The 14637-nt window shown below is 44.6% G+C and carries 29 protein-coding genes and 3 pseudogenes; 17 read left to right on the forward strand and 15 right to left on the reverse strand.

Annotated elements, in window-relative coordinates:
• The first annotated feature begins 100 nt into the window (after positions 1-100).
• Positions 101-229 (forward strand): hypothetical protein, encoded by a 129-nt coding sequence (locus K6984_RS33985; protein WP_263458596.1) that lies wholly within the window; start codon positions 101-103, stop codon positions 227-229.
• Positions 230-284: 55 nt separating this feature from the next.
• On the opposite strand, the gene K6984_RS17185 is transcribed toward K6984_RS33985, so the two are convergent.
• Genes K6984_RS17185 through K6984_RS17195 form a run of 3 tightly spaced genes read right to left on the reverse strand, consistent with a single transcriptional unit; the run spans position 285 to position 1412 of the window.
• On the reverse strand, positions 285-590 hold the full coding sequence (locus K6984_RS17185; RefSeq protein ID WP_221896641.1) for a hypothetical protein: 306 nt from the start codon (positions 588-590) through the stop codon (positions 285-287).
• A 40-nt stretch (positions 591-630) separates the two neighbouring features.
• A complete protein-coding gene (gene cas6f / locus K6984_RS17190) occupies positions 631-1191 on the reverse strand; it encodes a type I-F CRISPR-associated endoribonuclease Cas6/Csy4 (RefSeq protein ID WP_221896642.1) in 561 nt (186 codons plus the stop codon).
• Positions 1188-1412: a hypothetical protein gene (locus K6984_RS17195; protein ID WP_221896643.1), complete on the reverse strand. Its 225-nt coding sequence runs from the start codon at positions 1410-1412 to the stop codon at positions 1188-1190. The genes cas6f and K6984_RS17195 overlap by 4 nt, the downstream gene beginning before the upstream one ends.
• A gap of 244 nt (positions 1413-1656) precedes the next feature.
• On the opposite strand from K6984_RS17195, the gene K6984_RS17200 reads away from it, so the two are divergent.
• Together K6984_RS17200 and K6984_RS17205 are read left to right on the forward strand one after the other, a co-directional pair.
• The gene (locus K6984_RS17200; protein ID WP_221896644.1) at positions 1657-2160 is read left to right on the forward strand and encodes a transposase; all 504 of its coding nucleotides are present in this window, start codon (positions 1657-1659) and stop codon (positions 2158-2160) included.
• A 190-nt stretch (positions 2161-2350) separates the two neighbouring features.
• Positions 2351-3259: pseudogene (locus tag K6984_RS17205) on the forward strand (aminotransferase class V-fold PLP-dependent enzyme); the annotation flags it as partial.
• On the opposite strand, the gene K6984_RS33990 reads toward K6984_RS17205, so the two are convergent.
• Complete coding sequence (locus K6984_RS33990) at positions 3247-3375, reverse strand: hypothetical protein (protein ID WP_263458787.1); 129 nt, start codon at positions 3373-3375, stop codon at positions 3247-3249. The pseudogene K6984_RS17205 and the gene K6984_RS33990 sit on opposite strands and share 13 nt — an antisense overlap.
• Positions 3376-3387: 12 nt before the next feature.
• Between K6984_RS33990 and K6984_RS17210 the strand changes: the two genes are divergently transcribed.
• On the forward strand, positions 3388-3558 hold the full coding sequence (locus K6984_RS17210; RefSeq protein ID WP_221896645.1) for a hypothetical protein: 171 nt from the start codon (positions 3388-3390) through the stop codon (positions 3556-3558).
• 66 nt (positions 3559-3624) lie between these two features.
• Positions 3625-4347: an orotidine-5'-phosphate decarboxylase gene (gene pyrF / locus K6984_RS17215; protein WP_221896646.1), complete on the forward strand. Its 723-nt coding sequence runs from the start codon at positions 3625-3627 to the stop codon at positions 4345-4347.
• On the opposite strand, the gene K6984_RS33995 is transcribed toward pyrF, so the two are convergent.
• Entirely contained in the window at positions 4344-4475 is a 132-nt protein-coding gene (locus K6984_RS33995) for a hypothetical protein (protein WP_263458788.1), read from the reverse strand. The two genes, pyrF and K6984_RS33995, sit on opposite strands and share 4 nt — an antisense overlap.
• On the opposite strand from K6984_RS33995, the gene K6984_RS17220 reads away from it, so the two are divergent.
• Entirely contained in the window at positions 4432-4704 is a 273-nt protein-coding gene (locus tag K6984_RS17220) for a hypothetical protein (RefSeq protein WP_221896647.1), read from the forward strand. The two genes, K6984_RS33995 and K6984_RS17220, sit on opposite strands and share 44 nt — an antisense overlap.
• Positions 4701-4808: a DUF2442 domain-containing protein gene (locus K6984_RS31280; protein ID WP_230988151.1), complete on the forward strand. Its 108-nt coding sequence runs from the start codon at positions 4701-4703 to the stop codon at positions 4806-4808. The genes K6984_RS17220 and K6984_RS31280 overlap by 4 nt, the downstream gene beginning before the upstream one ends.
• Positions 4809-4958: 150 nt before the next feature.
• Here the strand turns inward: K6984_RS31280 and K6984_RS17230 are convergent, their stop codons facing one another.
• The 3 genes from K6984_RS17230 to K6984_RS17240 form a co-directional block, all read right to left on the reverse strand.
• A complete protein-coding gene (locus K6984_RS17230; RefSeq protein ID WP_221896648.1) occupies positions 4959-5120 on the reverse strand; it encodes a hypothetical protein in 162 nt (53 codons plus the stop codon).
• Between the two features lie 135 nt (positions 5121-5255).
• Complete coding sequence (locus tag K6984_RS17235) at positions 5256-6584, reverse strand: N-acetylmuramoyl-L-alanine amidase (RefSeq protein WP_221896649.1); 1329 nt, start codon at positions 6582-6584, stop codon at positions 5256-5258.
• Between the two features lie 187 nt (positions 6585-6771).
• The gene (locus tag K6984_RS17240; protein WP_221896650.1) at positions 6772-6918 is read right to left on the reverse strand and encodes a hypothetical protein; all 147 of its coding nucleotides are present in this window, start codon (positions 6916-6918) and stop codon (positions 6772-6774) included.
• Positions 6919-6930: 12 nt separating this feature from the next.
• On the opposite strand from K6984_RS17240, the gene K6984_RS17245 reads away from it, so the two are divergent.
• Positions 6931-7083: a hypothetical protein gene (locus K6984_RS17245; protein WP_221896651.1), complete on the forward strand. Its 153-nt coding sequence runs from the start codon at positions 6931-6933 to the stop codon at positions 7081-7083.
• A 461-nt stretch (positions 7084-7544) separates the two neighbouring features.
• On the opposite strand, the gene K6984_RS17250 is transcribed toward K6984_RS17245, so the two are convergent.
• Positions 7545-7682 carry a hypothetical protein gene (locus K6984_RS17250; protein ID WP_221896652.1) on the reverse strand — a complete coding sequence of 46 codons (138 nt, stop codon included), beginning with the start codon at positions 7680-7682 and terminating at the stop codon, positions 7545-7547.
• On the opposite strand from K6984_RS17250, the gene K6984_RS17255 reads away from it, so the two are divergent.
• Together K6984_RS17255 and K6984_RS17260 are read left to right on the forward strand one after the other, a co-directional pair.
• Positions 7639-7863, forward strand: a complete 225-nt coding sequence (locus K6984_RS17255; RefSeq protein WP_221896653.1) for a hypothetical protein — start codon at positions 7639-7641, stop codon at positions 7861-7863. The two genes, K6984_RS17250 and K6984_RS17255, sit on opposite strands and share 44 nt — an antisense overlap.
• 198 nt (positions 7864-8061) lie before the next feature.
• Positions 8062-8400 carry a hypothetical protein gene (locus tag K6984_RS17260; RefSeq protein ID WP_221896654.1) on the forward strand — a complete coding sequence of 113 codons (339 nt, stop codon included), beginning with the start codon at positions 8062-8064 and terminating at the stop codon, positions 8398-8400.
• Positions 8401-8436: 36 nt separating this feature from the next.
• Here the strand turns inward: K6984_RS17260 and K6984_RS17265 are convergent, their stop codons facing one another.
• The gene (locus tag K6984_RS17265) at positions 8437-8634 is read right to left on the reverse strand and encodes a hypothetical protein (protein WP_221896655.1); all 198 of its coding nucleotides are present in this window, start codon (positions 8632-8634) and stop codon (positions 8437-8439) included.
• A 141-nt stretch (positions 8635-8775) separates the two neighbouring features.
• Complete coding sequence (locus tag K6984_RS17270) at positions 8776-8919, reverse strand: hypothetical protein (protein ID WP_221896656.1); 144 nt, start codon at positions 8917-8919, stop codon at positions 8776-8778.
• 148 nt (positions 8920-9067) lie between these two features.
• On the opposite strand from K6984_RS17270, the gene K6984_RS17275 reads away from it, so the two are divergent.
• From K6984_RS17275 to K6984_RS17295, 7 genes and pseudogenes are all read left to right on the forward strand, one after another.
• Positions 9068-9313: a hypothetical protein gene (locus K6984_RS17275; protein WP_221896657.1), complete on the forward strand. Its 246-nt coding sequence runs from the start codon at positions 9068-9070 to the stop codon at positions 9311-9313.
• 167 nt (positions 9314-9480) lie between these two features.
• Positions 9481-9915 carry a DUF6444 domain-containing protein gene (locus K6984_RS17280; protein WP_221896658.1) on the forward strand — a complete coding sequence of 145 codons (435 nt, stop codon included), beginning with the start codon at positions 9481-9483 and terminating at the stop codon, positions 9913-9915.
• Positions 9864-9992, forward strand: a complete 129-nt coding sequence (locus K6984_RS34000) for a hypothetical protein (RefSeq protein ID WP_263458596.1) — start codon at positions 9864-9866, stop codon at positions 9990-9992. The genes K6984_RS17280 and K6984_RS34000 overlap by 52 nt, the downstream gene beginning before the upstream one ends.
• Before the next feature lie 149 nt (positions 9993-10141).
• Positions 10142-11083: pseudogene (tnpC, locus tag K6984_RS17285) on the forward strand (IS66 family transposase); the annotation flags it as partial.
• Positions 11084-11506: 423 nt separating this feature from the next.
• Complete coding sequence (locus K6984_RS31285) at positions 11507-11794, forward strand: hypothetical protein (RefSeq protein WP_230988152.1); 288 nt, start codon at positions 11507-11509, stop codon at positions 11792-11794.
• A pseudogene (locus K6984_RS17290) lies at positions 11713-12096 on the forward strand (IS66 family transposase); the annotation flags it as partial. The gene K6984_RS31285 and the pseudogene K6984_RS17290, both read left to right, overlap by 82 nt.
• A 5-nt stretch (positions 12097-12101) precedes the next feature.
• The gene (locus tag K6984_RS17295; RefSeq protein WP_221896661.1) at positions 12102-13169 is read left to right on the forward strand and encodes a transposase; all 1068 of its coding nucleotides are present in this window, start codon (positions 12102-12104) and stop codon (positions 13167-13169) included.
• A gap of 377 nt (positions 13170-13546) precedes the next feature.
• Here the strand turns inward: K6984_RS17295 and K6984_RS17300 are convergent, their stop codons facing one another.
• Genes K6984_RS17300 through K6984_RS17310 form a run of 4 tightly spaced genes read right to left on the reverse strand, consistent with a single transcriptional unit; the run spans position 13547 to position 14514 of the window.
• Entirely contained in the window at positions 13547-13711 is a 165-nt protein-coding gene (locus K6984_RS17300) for a hypothetical protein (protein ID WP_221896662.1), read from the reverse strand.
• 27 nt (positions 13712-13738) lie between these two features.
• Positions 13739-13867 (reverse strand): hypothetical protein, encoded by a 129-nt coding sequence (locus K6984_RS34005; protein ID WP_263458596.1) that lies wholly within the window; start codon positions 13865-13867, stop codon positions 13739-13741.
• Positions 13816-14277 carry a YncE family protein gene (locus K6984_RS17305; protein ID WP_221896663.1) on the reverse strand — a complete coding sequence of 154 codons (462 nt, stop codon included), beginning with the start codon at positions 14275-14277 and terminating at the stop codon, positions 13816-13818. The genes K6984_RS34005 and K6984_RS17305 overlap by 52 nt, the downstream gene beginning before the upstream one ends.
• A gap of 54 nt (positions 14278-14331) precedes the next feature.
• Positions 14332-14514, reverse strand: coding sequence for a thiosulfate oxidation carrier complex protein SoxZ (locus K6984_RS17310; protein WP_221896707.1), 183 nt, complete (start codon positions 14512-14514; stop codon positions 14332-14334).
• Positions 14515-14637: the final 123 nt, after the last annotated feature.

Here is a 14637-nt window from a genome sequence, read left to right on the forward strand (position 1 = left end):
TGTATTGCAGTGACCGATAAATATATTTTTGCATCTGTTGTTACTGGTTTCTAAACTGCCTGTGCGGCAGTGAACACATTATATCGGGGAGTCGCTATTTTTGCGAAAGCTTGTTTTGGGCATCCCAGCCCAAGCAAGCAGCAAAAACTTAACGCGACCACTTATGCCTCCGGCGGCCCCGATTCGTCCTCGTCACCTCGTCCCGACCCAACAAGGGGTCGGAACATAGGCTCCAAATGACTTGACGCCGTGTCGGATGGCCTTTTATTTTGTCTCCACCTTCGCTAACGCTCGCTGAAAATCATGGAAACGGAGCTTAGCGAAGTGGTGATTTTTAGTCCCTGATAGGCGACAGGGCAATTCGCTGATTCGACGTGTGCTAGCAGCACGCGAGAGGAGCAAGAATTGCATTCCGAATAGCCGTCCAGCCAGTGAGGTAGTAATGACGAAGCGGCTTTTGTGCGTAGTCGTTGCGGACGCAGGGCGTTCAGGGCATCTCCTATCCGCTGCGTAGGTGAACGAATTATGGCGACAGGAGTCCCGGAATTTCGTGAGGTAGCATGGCGCGCCTGCAGACTCCGACAAAACAACGGCCCTACGGCTATCGCGGACTAAAAATCATCACCTCGCTTAGGCTACGTTTCCCTGATTTTCAGCGGCGGTTTTACTTAAACCAAAAAAGTCAAATTTACCTTCACTATTTGACTTAACAGGTTCACCAAAAGCTATATAGCGCCTATGTTTATGCCCATTGGATAAACTATCCAATTCAAGGTACGGGTTATCAAGCCATTTTTGAAACATTTTGGCTTTATACCCTTTAATCTCATCTAATGAAATAGAATCTCTTTTAATTAGCCTTCTTAATTTTGCTTCTGTCATATTTGATTGCTTACGCGAAATAGTTCGGTAAACGACTTCGTTAGGAATTGCTTGTATAGGGCTCACATCACAATAACCAGCCGACCCTCCAAGCCAATCAGTGGCTTGTAATTCAGTCAGCTTTTCTTCTATTCCATGTATTCTTAGTCTATTGCCTAGCATGACTTTGTATTGAGGAAAGCTTACACCAATTCCCGTTGAGTTTAGTGTAAATAATGCTTTTTGGAGTTTAGTATAGACTTTATTGAGCAATACATTTTTTCGCATTTCTGCATCGGGCTTAATCAAAATATCAATATAGTGATTCATCTTGTTAGCTCCCTTGTATCAATCTCCTGAGAAATATAGGCTAAGCCTTTTTTACCCAAATAAAAACTGGAAACGCCTGCATTTTCAACCGCTGTCAGCCCCGGACGGGCTGATAGTCTCCAGAAGGCGCAGGGAAATTTGCCAATCCGAAGTGCGCGATAGCGCGCGAGGGAGGCCAAAATTTTATCCCGAATAGCCGTAGAGCCATTTGTGGTAGCCATGACTGAGCTGCTTTGTGCTCAGTCTGTGGCGGACGCAGGGCGGCTGGAGCATCTCCTATTCGCTGCGTAGGTGAACGAATTACGGCGACAGGAGTCCCGGAATTTCGTGAGGTAGCATGGCGCGCCTGACAAGAGAGCTCATAAAGCACTGTAAAGACATTCCTGTTATTATCCCCCCGTGTCAGGATAGTTTTCGCCTTATTTGAAAAATAATAACTCAAACAAGGGGCGGAAAAATAAAACCATGACAACTCAATACCCAAAAGAAAGAAAAGATGCCATCATTAACAAAATGCTTCCGCCCTTAAGTATGAGCGTACCTGAATTAGCTAAGGCCGAAAATATTCCTTACGGAACGCTGTATACGTGGAAGCAAACTTATGTTGATAAGAAGTGCAAAAACACTAAAAACACAAGCCATTCTCCTATACAGTGGACAGCCGAGAAAAAATTATCAGCCATTATAGAAACAAGTACCCTGAGCGAGCAAGAGTGTAATGAATATTGTCGTACACATGGGCTTTATAAAGCTGAACTTGAGTCCTGGAAGACCCATTTTATTAAAGGATCAGAGCAAAACGTGACGCAAGAAAAAACAGATAAAAACGTATTAAAACAATTACGTAGTGAAAACAAAAAATTAAAGAAAGAGCTTAATCGCAAAGAGAAAGCACTTGCAGAAACAGCGGCCTTATTGGTGCTTAGAAAAAAGCTGGATGCGCTCTGGGAGGAAAACGAGGACGCTTAATTCCTCACTCAGAGCGCGTAAATTATGTCACATGGATCAATGAAGCTATTGAACAAGGTGCCAGAAAGGGCAAAGTCTGTAATATTGTTGGTATCAGCATTCGTACCTTACAAAACTGGCAAGTTAACGGAGGAGTAGAGGCCGATAGAAGGTCGGATGCCATACGCCCATCTCCTAATAATAAATTAAGCAATTACAAGCCTTGTTGAACGCCCCCTGCACTACTGATATTGCGCTGGTAAAAAACACCTCGGAAGCGCTGTCATTTGTCGCCTACGGCCTGGATTGGCAAGTTGGAGATAATATCGTATCGAGTAATGAAGAATTCCCATCCAACCGTATCGTCTGGCAGTCCCTGGCTGACCAGCAAGTTGAGTTTCGCGAAGCAAACCTGTCTACTGCCGAAACACCCGAGGATGCGCTGTTTGCATTGGTAGACAAGCATACGCGTTTAATTAGCATTAGCTCGATACAATTTGCCAGTGGCTTGCGTATGAACCTTCAAAGAATTGGTGAGTTTTGCAAACAGCAGCATATTTTATTTTGTATTGATGCCATACAAAGCATTGGTGCAGTACAATTTGACGTGCAAAAATATCAGGCTGATTTTGTTATGGCCGATGGGCATAAATGGATGCTGGGGCCCGAAGGCCTGGGGGTATTTTATAGTAGCCCTGCGGCACGAGAGCAATTAAAACTGACTCAATATGGCTGGCATATGATGCACGATACGCATAATTATGAAAATAAGCCATGGGATACCCACCCTGCAGCGCAGCGCTTTGAGTGCGGTAGCCCAAATACCTTAGGTATACATGCATTATCAGCTAGTTTATCAGTATTACTTGACACTGGTATGGCTACAGTAGAAAGGCAAGTGCTGGCTAATGCCCGTTATTTAATGGATGCGATACAGTCACACCCCCGTTTAGAGTTATTAAGCAATGCATCGGCTCACTTACAATCAGGCATAGTAGTTTTTAGGCATACGCAAATGACCCAGCAAGCTTTGTATACACATCTGCAGGAAAATAACGTGGTGTGCGCCATGCGTGGCGGTGGGATTCGGTTTTCAGCGCATTTTTTTTATAATGTAGCGCAGGCGCGCCATGCTACCTCACGAAATTCCGGGACTCCTGTCGCCGTAATTCGTTCACCTACGCAGCGAATAGGAGATGCTCCAGCCGCCCTGCGTCCGCCACAGACTGAGCACAAAGCAGCTCAGTCATGGCTACCTCAAATGGCTCTACGGCTATTCGGGATAAAATTTTAGCCTCCCTCGCGCGCTATCGCGCACTTCGGATTGGCAAATTTCCCTGCGCCTTCTGGAGACTATCAGCCCGTCCGGGGCTGACAGCGGAAGAACTTGATGCCGCAGTGGGGTTAATACCTGAATAACAGCTGTTCAGTACACTTACATGGGTTAAAATAGCGTAACTGCAACTTATAACAATATTTTTAATTATGACTCAAGACAATATTTCGACAAAACCCATTCCGACTAATGAACGACTTATAATGGCGCTGGACTTCCCTAGCATTGCGCAAGCAAAGGTATTAGTCGAGGAGCTCGGTGATACGGTGGTTTACTACAAAGTGGGCATGGAAATATTTATGTCTGGTGACTATTTCGCATTTATAGAATGGTTAAAATCTCGAAATAAAAAAATATTTGTTGATCTGAAATTTTTTGATATTCCGGCTACTGTGGGTCGTGCGATTAAAGCGTTACGCAGCAAAGGCGTTGATATGGCAACTATTCACGGTAATGATTCGATTATGCAGGCGGCTACTAAAGAGAAAGGAGACTTGAAAGTGCTGGCCGTTACGGCGTTAACTAGCCTGGATCGGGGCGATCTAGATGATCTTGGATTTCAATGTGATGTACAACAACTGGTACTTTCTCGAGCTAAACGTGCACTGGCTATAGGCTGTGATGGTATCGTCTCATCCGGTCTGGAAGTTCCAATGTTACGTGAACAACTGGATCATAAATTACTGGTAATTACCCCAGGTGTACGTCCTATTGACAACCGTATAGAAGATGATCAGAAACGTGTCGTTAGCGTAGAGCAGGCTTTTCAGAATGGTGCGGATTATATAGTAATCGGTCGCCCTATTCGTGATGCGGAAAACAGCAAAGCAATGGCAGAAAAAATTCAGTTGCAAATTGCGTCACAGTTTTAGGCTCTAAACTCTTCACAGGCGCGCCATGCTACCTCACGAAATTCCGGGACTCCTGTCGCCATAATTCGTTCACCTACGCAGCGGATGGGAGATGCCCTGAACGCCCTGCGTCCGCAACGACTACGCACAAAAGCCGCTTCGTCATTACTATCTCACTGGCTGGACGGCTATTCGGAATGCAATTCTTGCTCCTCTCGCGTGCTGCTAGCACACGTCGAATCAGCGAATTGCCCTGTCGCCTATCAGGGACTAAAAATCACCACTTCGCTAAGCTCCGTTTCCATGATTTTCAGCGGGAGTAATATGCTGTGTTTATTCACGTTACAAGTGCTAAATATTTACAAGACTATAAAGTGAAAGTATCGTTTAATAACGGTCGGGAAGGTATTGTTGATTTAGCAGATGCTTTGCAAGGAAAAGTATTTGAGCAATTAAAAAATAAAGCTGAGTTTCAAATTTAGTGGTTGATAAGGAATTAGAGACTATTGTTTGGCCAAATGGCACAGATTTAGCACCTGAGTATATTTTTCTCCAGGCGTTCAAAAATGAACCCGAGTTACAAAGTCAATTTAAAGCATGGGGGCTATTTAAAATAGCATTAGTTTCTGGCCTTACATCCCTGTAAGTAATTTAGCTTCCTTCGCTGTCAGCCCCGGACGGGCTGATAGTCTCCAGAAGGCGCAGGGAAATTTGCCAATCCGAAGTGCGCGATAGCGCGCGAGGGAGGCTAAAATTTTATCCCGAATAGCCGTAGAGCCATTTGTGGTAGCCATGACTGAGCTGCTTTGTGCTCAGTCTGTGGCGGACGCAGGGCGGCTGGAGCATCTCCTATTCGCTGCGTAGGTGAACGAATTACGGCGACAGGAGTCCCGGAATTTCGTGAGGTAGCATGGCGCGCCTGAAACATGTTAAATCCCTACCGGGATAGATAATACCTGCCCTACCCTAATATTATTGCTTTTTGAAATGGCATTCGCCTGTTTAATCTGGTCTAAAGTAATTCCATATTTTAGTGCTATTCCTAATAATGTCTCCCCCTTAGAAATTTTATGCGCGGATACATCGGCAAATGCTGAAGAGCCATTTAACGCGAGGGAATGTTTCGCAGCATAAGACATAATGCCTTTTTTAATAGCATTCGCCATTTGCAATTGATATTTACTACTTTTCAATCGGCGCTCTTCTTTAGGGTTAGAGATAAAAGCAGTTTCAACCAGAATGGACGGGATGTCCGGAGATTTCAGTACCATAAATCCAGCTTTTTGTACTTTATGCGAATGCAGGTCACCAATGCGGGCAAGGTTCTTCAGCACTTCCTGTGCTACCAGCTGGCTAATATCCTGTGAAGCTGTTTGTGATAAATCTAATAACACCGATGCGAGAATATCATCTTTGTCATCCAGACTAACCCCGCCAATTAAATCTGCGGCATTTTCATGTTTTGCCAGCCAGCGTGCTGCTTCACTCGATGCACCACGACGAGACAAGGTGAAAACCGAGGCGCCGGTTACATTGGACTTTCTAAAGGCATCGGCATGGATGGAAACAAATAAATCAGCATTGGCTTTTCTGGCAATCTTCATGCGCTCGCGCAAGCTAACATAATAATCCCCCTTACGTACCATAATGGCTTTCATGCCGGGTTGATTATTAATCAGGGCGGCCAGCTTGGTGGCAATTTGAAATACAACCTTTTTCTCCAGCGTTCCATGCTTGCCTCTTGCGCCAGATGCCTTACCCCCATGCCCTGCATCAACAGCGACTATAAAGGGCTTGGCATAGCGACTAGCGGTTTTAACGGGTTTATATTTTTTTGTGGGCGCTGTTTTCGCAACCCGCGCTTTACCTTTAATTGGCAGATCAATCACGATGCGTGGCCCATACTTTTTATTTGCCTGTAAGACAAAACTTTTGGGGGCAACCGCTTGCTGTAAATCGATCACCACGCGCAAATCTTTTTTATTCCGATGCGCCGTGCGTAACCTGCTTAATAAGGGGTGTTGTTTTTCAGGCTGGCTCAGGTTTTTTTCTAAATAAGAATTGCTGAAATCAATAACCAACCTGTCCGGGTTTGTTAAGCGAAAAACCTTATGAGTCGGAATCACAGACACATCAAATACCAAGCGTGTATTGTCGCTGGACGAACTGATACGCATTGATTTTATTTTAGTTTGTGCCGCAAAACTGGCTGAGATACTAAAAATAACCAGAATAAATAAAATACTTAGTTTTCGCATACCTCCTCCTCAAGAGTCTATAATCTTAGTTGTATTATAGCAGTATGTGATTGTTTTTACTACTGGAAGATTGCTATTTATATCATTATTATAGACTAGTCCACGTCTGTTCCAGGGATTTAATAAGTGAATTTAACGATAAATCCGCTTTTAAAATAAAGATTTACCCAGGTTGAATGCATGCCTTTTACCTTGCATCTAGCGCTGTCAGCCCCGGACGGGCTGATAGTCTCCAGAAGGCGCAGGGAAATTTGCCAATCCGAAGTGCGCGATAGCGCGCGAGGGAGGCTAAAATTTTATCCCGAATAGCCGTAGAGCCATTTGTGGTAGCCATGACTGAGCTGCTTTGTGCTCAGTCTGTGGCGGACGCAGGGCGGCTGGAGCATCTCCTATTCGCTGCGTAGGTGAACGAATTACGGCGACAGGAGTCCCGGAATTTCGTGAGGTAGCATGGCGCGCCTGTCGCTACAATATCGCGATAAGAAAGGCTGGGCATTAATATAGTGCTGTATCAATTAGCTGAAGTTTCCCAATTATTGAGTAGCTGAAATACACAATGCTGGTGTATCGAGGTTTATTTTAGGTGGTTTTGCCATGTTTATAGCAACCCCTACTTAATTCCCCTTAGGCAATAGCATTTGAAACGAATGAAAAGACTGTTTTTTTCATATAGTTGTAGCATAGTTTCAATTTTACCATAAATAATTATTGGGAAACTTCAGTTAAGTGTTCTTGCCGGCCAGTAAACCCCCTGATATTCGCGTTGCCAGATCTGTCCGGTATTTTCTCTTTGCTTAAACTCGATGTTCAAGTTTTTTAACTGATTGATTTTATTGATAATTTTACTGACAAAGAAAGCATCAACATCATTGTAAATCAATCACTTATAAAACAAAGCCGGAAGAATTTACTTTTCTTAGCCCAGTTATAGCTGAAAACTTGAACATCGAGTTAAAAGAGCTAAAAGTATAACGATACACGATGGCAGGCGCGCCATGCTACCTCACGAAATTCCGGGACTCCTGTCGCCATAATTCGTTCACCTACGCAGCGGATGGGAGATGCCCTGAACGCCCTGCGTCCGCAACGACTACGCACAAAAGACGCTTCGTCATTACTACCTCACTGGCTGGACGGCTATTCGGAATGCAATTCTTGCTCCTCTCGCGTGCTGCTAGCACACGTCGAATCAGCGAATTGCCCTGTCGCCTATCAGGGACTAAAAATCACCACTTCGCTAAGCTCCGTTTCCATGATTTTCAGCGGAAGAAGTACATAAACAAAGCAGCCTATAACCTACCTGAAGGTAGCACCACTCGAATATTTCCATCTTTTTGATTTTAATCACTTATAACAGCAAATAGACACTCTGTAGGCACCGTAAAAAAACAACAAATAATTTCAAATAAAGCTTGCATTTACCGAAAAAATTTTCTAAAAAATTCCGTTTTAATCACCTCATAAACGGATATCACCCATGCTTAAAGACCTACCACTCTCTGAACATATTCACCAACACTGCAATGAAAGTATGGAACGTGCCCTGTTAGCAGAGCGTCATCCTTTGTGGGCTCGTTCATGCCCAGAGTTGAAGGATATCGACTTTATTCGCCTTGGGTTATTACGCTGTATCAGTGTAGTCGATAGTGGTCGCCATTTCCTCCAAACCAATGAACAGATTTATGGCCAGCTGCTTCCCCACTCAACGTATTTTAAATCACTGAAGTCGCATAGACGAACAAGTATGCTTGAGGCATTTGAACAGCAGAGCTACCATCTTCACTCTGAAACACTGCTATCGCAAGACATTGAGTAACTACTCAGCGTACGCTTAAAATCAGGGAAACGGAGCCTAAGCGGAGTGATGCTTTTTAGTCTCTGGTAGGCGACAGGGCAATTCGCTGATCCGAAGTGCGCTAGTAGCGCGCGAGGGAGGCAAGAATTGCATTCCGAATAGCCGTCCAGCCATTTGAGGTAGACTTAACTGAGCAGGGTTTTGTGCGTAGTTGAGTAGTTGAGACGGACGCAGGGCGACCAGGGCATCTCCCATTCGCTGCGTAGGCGAATGAATGTTGGTGACAGGAGTCCCAGAATGTTGTGAGGTAGCATGGCGCACCTGAATAATTAAAAAAGTTCTTGACAGGGTTTTAGTCTGGTTTTTGTGATTTTTAGTAAACTGCCCAACAGTCGATTAATCCACGCTCGCTGTCAGCCCCGGACGGGCTGATAGTCTCCAGAAGGCGCAGGGAAATTTGCCAATCCGAAGTGCGCGATAGCGCGCGAGGGAGGCTAAAATTTTATCCCGAATAGCCGTAGAGCCATTTGTGGTAGCCATGACTGAGCTGCTTTGTGCTCAGTCTGTGGCGGACGCAGGGCGGCTGGAGCATCTCCTATTCGCTGCGTAGGTGAACGAATTACGGCGACAGGAGTCCCGGAATTTCGTGAGGTAGCATGGCGCGCCTGAAAGCAATACAGGTTACCCTTTGAAAATAGACTTCATCTATGTTGATTCCGCAATCAGTCATGCCAAACAGTTACTTGAAACTGAGCGTGATATATCGCCTGCGCTAAAATCAGCACTGGAAGTGATTCGTAACTACTCAGCGTATTTTTTAACTTTAAAAATAAAACAATACCTTCGCCAAAATGAAAATACACTCATTTTTATGAATCTTACAGACTATAAGCGATTGATTTATATAGGTGTAAGATTGTCATTTTTGGCTTAAATTAAAATTGGCGACGGTATTGATAAAATGGATATATTTTATTCTGACCTAATTTTAGTCATATTTACCTTAAAAATGGGTGAAAATTAAACTAAGAACCAGAGAGATACATTAATTATATTTTTAAATCAATATGTTATGAATTTAAATTACGCTGAGTAGTTACAGTGATTCTATTATTAGTCACGGTATTACTCAATCGAGTGACACTGAACAGCAAAAATAGCAGTAAACCACCTGCAAGTGATCCCAACCGTAAAAAAGGGAATCGAAAAAAATCAGATAAGCCTTCTGGCGGACAAAAATCGCATGTCGGCACGACACTTCAAAAAATAGATGACCCGGATGAAATCGAGATCATTACCATTGATCGCCGTACCTTGCCAAAAGGGCGATACACGGCAGATGGCTTTGAAACACGCCAGGTATTCGATATTGATATCTCAAGGGTAGTGACAGAATACCAGGCGCAACGGTTGATAAATGGAAAAGGTCAGTGTTTTATCGCTCCTTTTCCAGATGAGGTTACTAAGTTGGGGAGTCGCTATTTTTGCGAAAGCTTGTTTTGGGCATCCCAGCCCAAGCAAGCAGCAAAAACTTAACGCGACCACTTATGCCTCCGGCGGCCCCGATTCGTCCTCGTCACCTCGTCCCGACCCAACAAGGGGTCGGAACATAGGCTCCAAATGACTTGACGCCGTGTCGGATGGCCTTTTATTTTGTCTCCACCTTCGCTAACGCTCAGACTCCGACAAAATAACGGCCCTACGGCTATCGCGGACTAAAAATCATCACTTCGCTTAGGCTCCGTTTCCCTGATTTTCAGCGGCTGCGCAATATGGTAATGGGATAAAAGCCCATGTGGTCTATCTTTCGCAATATCAGTTATTGCCCTACAACCGAATACAGGAGTATTTCGCTGATCAATTAGGTATGCCGATTAGTGAAGGCTCTATCTATAATTTCAATGAACTGGCCTATGAGAAGTTGGCTGGGTTTGAAACTATCAGTAAAGAACACTTAGTCGAATCAGCGTGCATTCATGCGGATGAAACAGGCATTAATATTAATGGTAAGCGCCATTGGCTACATGGGGCCTCCAATGTTCAGTGGACACACTTCTTTCCCCATGCCAAACGTGGCACAGAGGCAATGAATGACATTGGTATTTTACCCCATTTTCATGGGATTTTATGTCATGATCATTGGAAGCCCTACTATAAATATGATTGTACTCATTCGCTTTGTAATGCACATCATTTGAGGGAATTAACGCGCGCCTGGGAGCAGGATAAACAGGAGTGGGCGCTTGAAATGAAACGACTACTTGAAAAAATGAATGATGCCGTCAATGAAGCAGGTGGCATGCTACTACATAAAGAAGCAGAAAAATGGAAGGTACAATACAGAGAATTACTTGGCAAAGCGGAGATCGAATGCCCACCACCCGATAAGCCTAAAGAAGTAAAACGGGAGCGAATAAAACGCAGTAAAGCTAGAAACTTACTGGAAAGGCTGATTAATTATGAAGAGGATGTCTTGCGCTTCATGACAAATACCTGGGTGCCATTTACCAATAATGCCGCAGAAAATTCGATTCGGATGACCAAGGTTCAACAGAAAATATCCGGCTGCTTTCGTAGTACCAAGGGTGCAGAGATATTTTGTCGTGTCAGAGGGTATTTATCAACGTGCCGTAAACAAGGTCTAAGTGCAACTCAGGCAATGACCTTGGTCTTTGAGGGAAAGTTACCTGAATTTGCTTTATAATTTCATTGAACTACTCAGCTTCGCTGAGTAGTTACACATAAAGAAGCAGAAAACAGGCGCGCCATGCTACCTCACGAAATTCCGGGACTCCTGTCGCCCGCTGCCAGCCATGGAGAGCGAACGCGAGGGCTGGTAGTCCCCAGAAGGCGTAGGGCCGTTGTTTTGTCGGAATCGTAGCGCTAGCGTAGGTGTAGACAAAATAAAAGGCATTCCGGAACGCCGTCCAGTCATTTGAGGGAGTGTTACGAAGCCAGCACCGAGTTTACGATGGTAATGGCGAAGTGGCACGTACGCAGGACGTCTGGGGCGCCGAAGGCATTAGTGGTCGCGTTAAGTTTTTGCTGCTTGCTTGGGCTGGGATGCCCAAAACAAGCTTTCGCAAAAATAGCGACTCCCCGTATAATTCGTTCACCTACGCAGCGGATGGGAGATGCCCTGAACGCCCTGCGTCCGCAACGACTACGCACAAAAGCCGCTTCGTCATTACTACCTCACTGGCTGGACGGCTATTCGGAATGCAATTCTTGCTCCTCTCGCGTGCTGCTAGCACACGTCGAATCAGCGAATTGCCCTGTCGCCTATCAGGGACTAAAAATCACCACTTCGCTAAGCTCCGTTTCCATGATTTTCAGCGATGGAAGGTACAATACAGAGAATTACTTGGCAAAGCGGAGATCGAATGCCCACCACCCGATAAGCCTAAAGAAGTAAAACGGGAGCGAATAAAACGCAGTAAAGCTAGAAACTTACTGGAAAGGCTGATTAATTATGAAGAGGATGTCTTGCACTTCATGATAAATACCTGGGTGCCATTTACCAATAATGCCGCAGAAAATTCGATTCGGATGACCAAGGTTCAACAGAAGATATCCGGCTGCTTTCGTAGTACCAAGGGTGCAGAGATATTTTGTCGTGTCAGAGGGTATTTATCAACGTGCCGTAAACAAGGTCTAAGTGCAACTCAGGCAATGACCTTGGTCTTTGAGGGAAAGTTACCTGAATTTGCTTTATAATTTCATTGAACTACTCAGCGAAGCTGAGTAGTTACGACATTGATTATCTTAAAGCATTACCGGAACTTGACGAATACACCATAGAAGCAGCGGATGGACATTTTATTGATCATGCCTGCCATACTGAAAAAAACAGCAAGGGGAAAGTTTATGCGGCCGGGGGGATTTACGCGTTGAATCTCAGAAGTGGGTTGCTCAGATTTCTTTGTCTGGTGACAAACGGAACTCAGAGACATCAAGAAATACCTGTGTTACGAGATCATATTGAAAAGCAAAACAAGGGAAATAACAGCTCTCAGAAACATCTCTATGTCTACGATAAAGCCGTCACCGACTTTGTCTGGTGGGATCGGCAGAAACGACATGCTAATTACATGATTTCAATGCTAAAAGAAAATTCAATTGCGACTCTGGTTGAGTCTATCCCTTTTGACTCCCAGCATGAGATCAATACAGGAGTTGAAGCATACAGTGTGTACGAAAACAAGGGCATCAAATTTAACGTGGTGGATTACCGTGATCCAGAAACCGGAAAACTTCACCGGTTTGTGACAACCTTGCCAATGACTATTAACCCTGGAGCCATTGCCATGCTATATTTCAAACGATGGACGATTGAAAAGACATTCAATAACACTAAAAGTAATTTCAAGGAAACTAAAGCTTGGTCTTCCAATACCCGCTCACTTGAAAATCAAATGCGCCTGACTGCAATGAGCTATAATTTAATGCGCGTGTTTGAAGAGATTTCAAAAACACAACAGCCAGAATTGATTCATCCATCGGATGAAAAATATAGCGAGGCTCTGGAGATTAGGCAGCAACAGGCTCAAAAACGAGATCGTTTTGTGAATCCATTATTTTTCCAGGCAAGAATATCTCGTATCAGCTCGTATACCATTCGGGCAGTTCAAAACGCAATAATAATCGGGGAGTCGCTATTTTTGCGAAAGCTTGTTTTGGGCATCCCAGCCCAAGCAAGCAGCAAAAACTTAACGCGACCACTTATGCCTCCGGCGGCCCCGATTCGTCCTCGTCACCTCGTCCCGACCCAACAAGGGGTCGGAACATAGGCTCCAAATGACTTGACGCCGTGTCGGATGGCCTTTTATTTTGTCTCCACCTTCGCTAACGCTCAGACTCCGACAAAATAACGGCCCTACGGCTATCGCGGACTAAAAATCATCACTTCGCTTAGGCTACGTTTCCCTGATTTTCAGCGCAGGAATGTCTTTACAGTGCTTTATGAGCTCTCTTGTGGCGAGGTTAGTTTCACGGCCTCAATTGATAGGGGAACACTGATGATAAACATGGCAAAACCACCTAAAATAAACCTCGATACACCAGCATTGTGTATTTCAGCTACTCAATAATTGGGAAACTTCAGTTACTGATACCGTGTTAGCATTATAATTTGCTACATATACTCGCGTACCATCAGAGCTGACACCTATACCGGTAGGACCATCATCAACGAGGACTGGAAGACCAATCGCTGAAAATCCTGGAAACGGAGCTTTAGCGAAGTGAAGATTTTTAGTCCGCGATAGCCGTAGGGCCGTTGTTTTGTCGGAGTCTGAGCGTTAGCGAAGGTGGAGACAAAATAAAAGGCCATCCGACACGGCGTCAAGTCATTTGGAGCCTATGTTCCGACCCCTTGTTGGGTCGGGACGAGGTGACGAGGACGAATCGGGGCCGCCGGAGGCATAAGTGGTCGCGTTAAGTTTTTGCTGCTTGCTTGGGCTGGGATGCCCAAAACAAGCTTTCGCAAAAATAGCGACTCCCCGAAACAGGGTTACTGGCAGTATCAACAACAGACACTGTATCACTGCCAAAGTTGGCAACATACACGCGGCTATTATCTGGGGTAATTGCGACACCTATAGGCAATGAACCAACAGTGACAGCAGTACCGATAAGCGTATTATTAACAGCATCTATTGTAGACAGCGTGCCGCTACCAAGGCTGCCAATATACACACGTTTGCCGTCAGAGCTAGTTGCAACACCATAGGGCTTACCAGTAACAGGTATTGTGTCGACAACCGTATTACTCACAGTATCAATCACTGATACCGTGTCGCTATCGAAGTTTGTAATATAGGCAAAAGGCGCGGCATTAACTACCGAGCTTATTTGACTTAATATTACAAATAAAAACAGGCGGAATAATGTGTGCATTTTTTACCCCTCAAAAAAGACTGGTTTTAAGCCGGCATGAAAAATACAATACGCTCAAGGTGAAACAGTATAGGATTTGGTATAAGTCTTGCCCGACTGACAAACACTACGGCTCACCGGGCTTTCGCAGGAGGTATCGGTAAACTCAGCTTTTAAGACTCCTTTTTCAGTGGGTACAAAATAAAAACGAAAATTAGGATCAGCGCTGATTGCAATATCTGTTTTAGCCGTCAGGATAGGTTTATCGTTAAAGGTGACTTTCGCTGAAAATCATGGAAACGAGCTTAGCGAAGTGGTGATTTTTAGTCCCTGATACTCGATGTTCAAGTTTTTCCATCCCATTGCCATCAAACTCTTACC

Source organism: Bathymodiolus japonicus methanotrophic gill symbiont (assembly GCF_019721995.1).
GTDB lineage: Bacteria > Pseudomonadota > Gammaproteobacteria > Methylococcales > Methylomonadaceae > Methyloprofundus.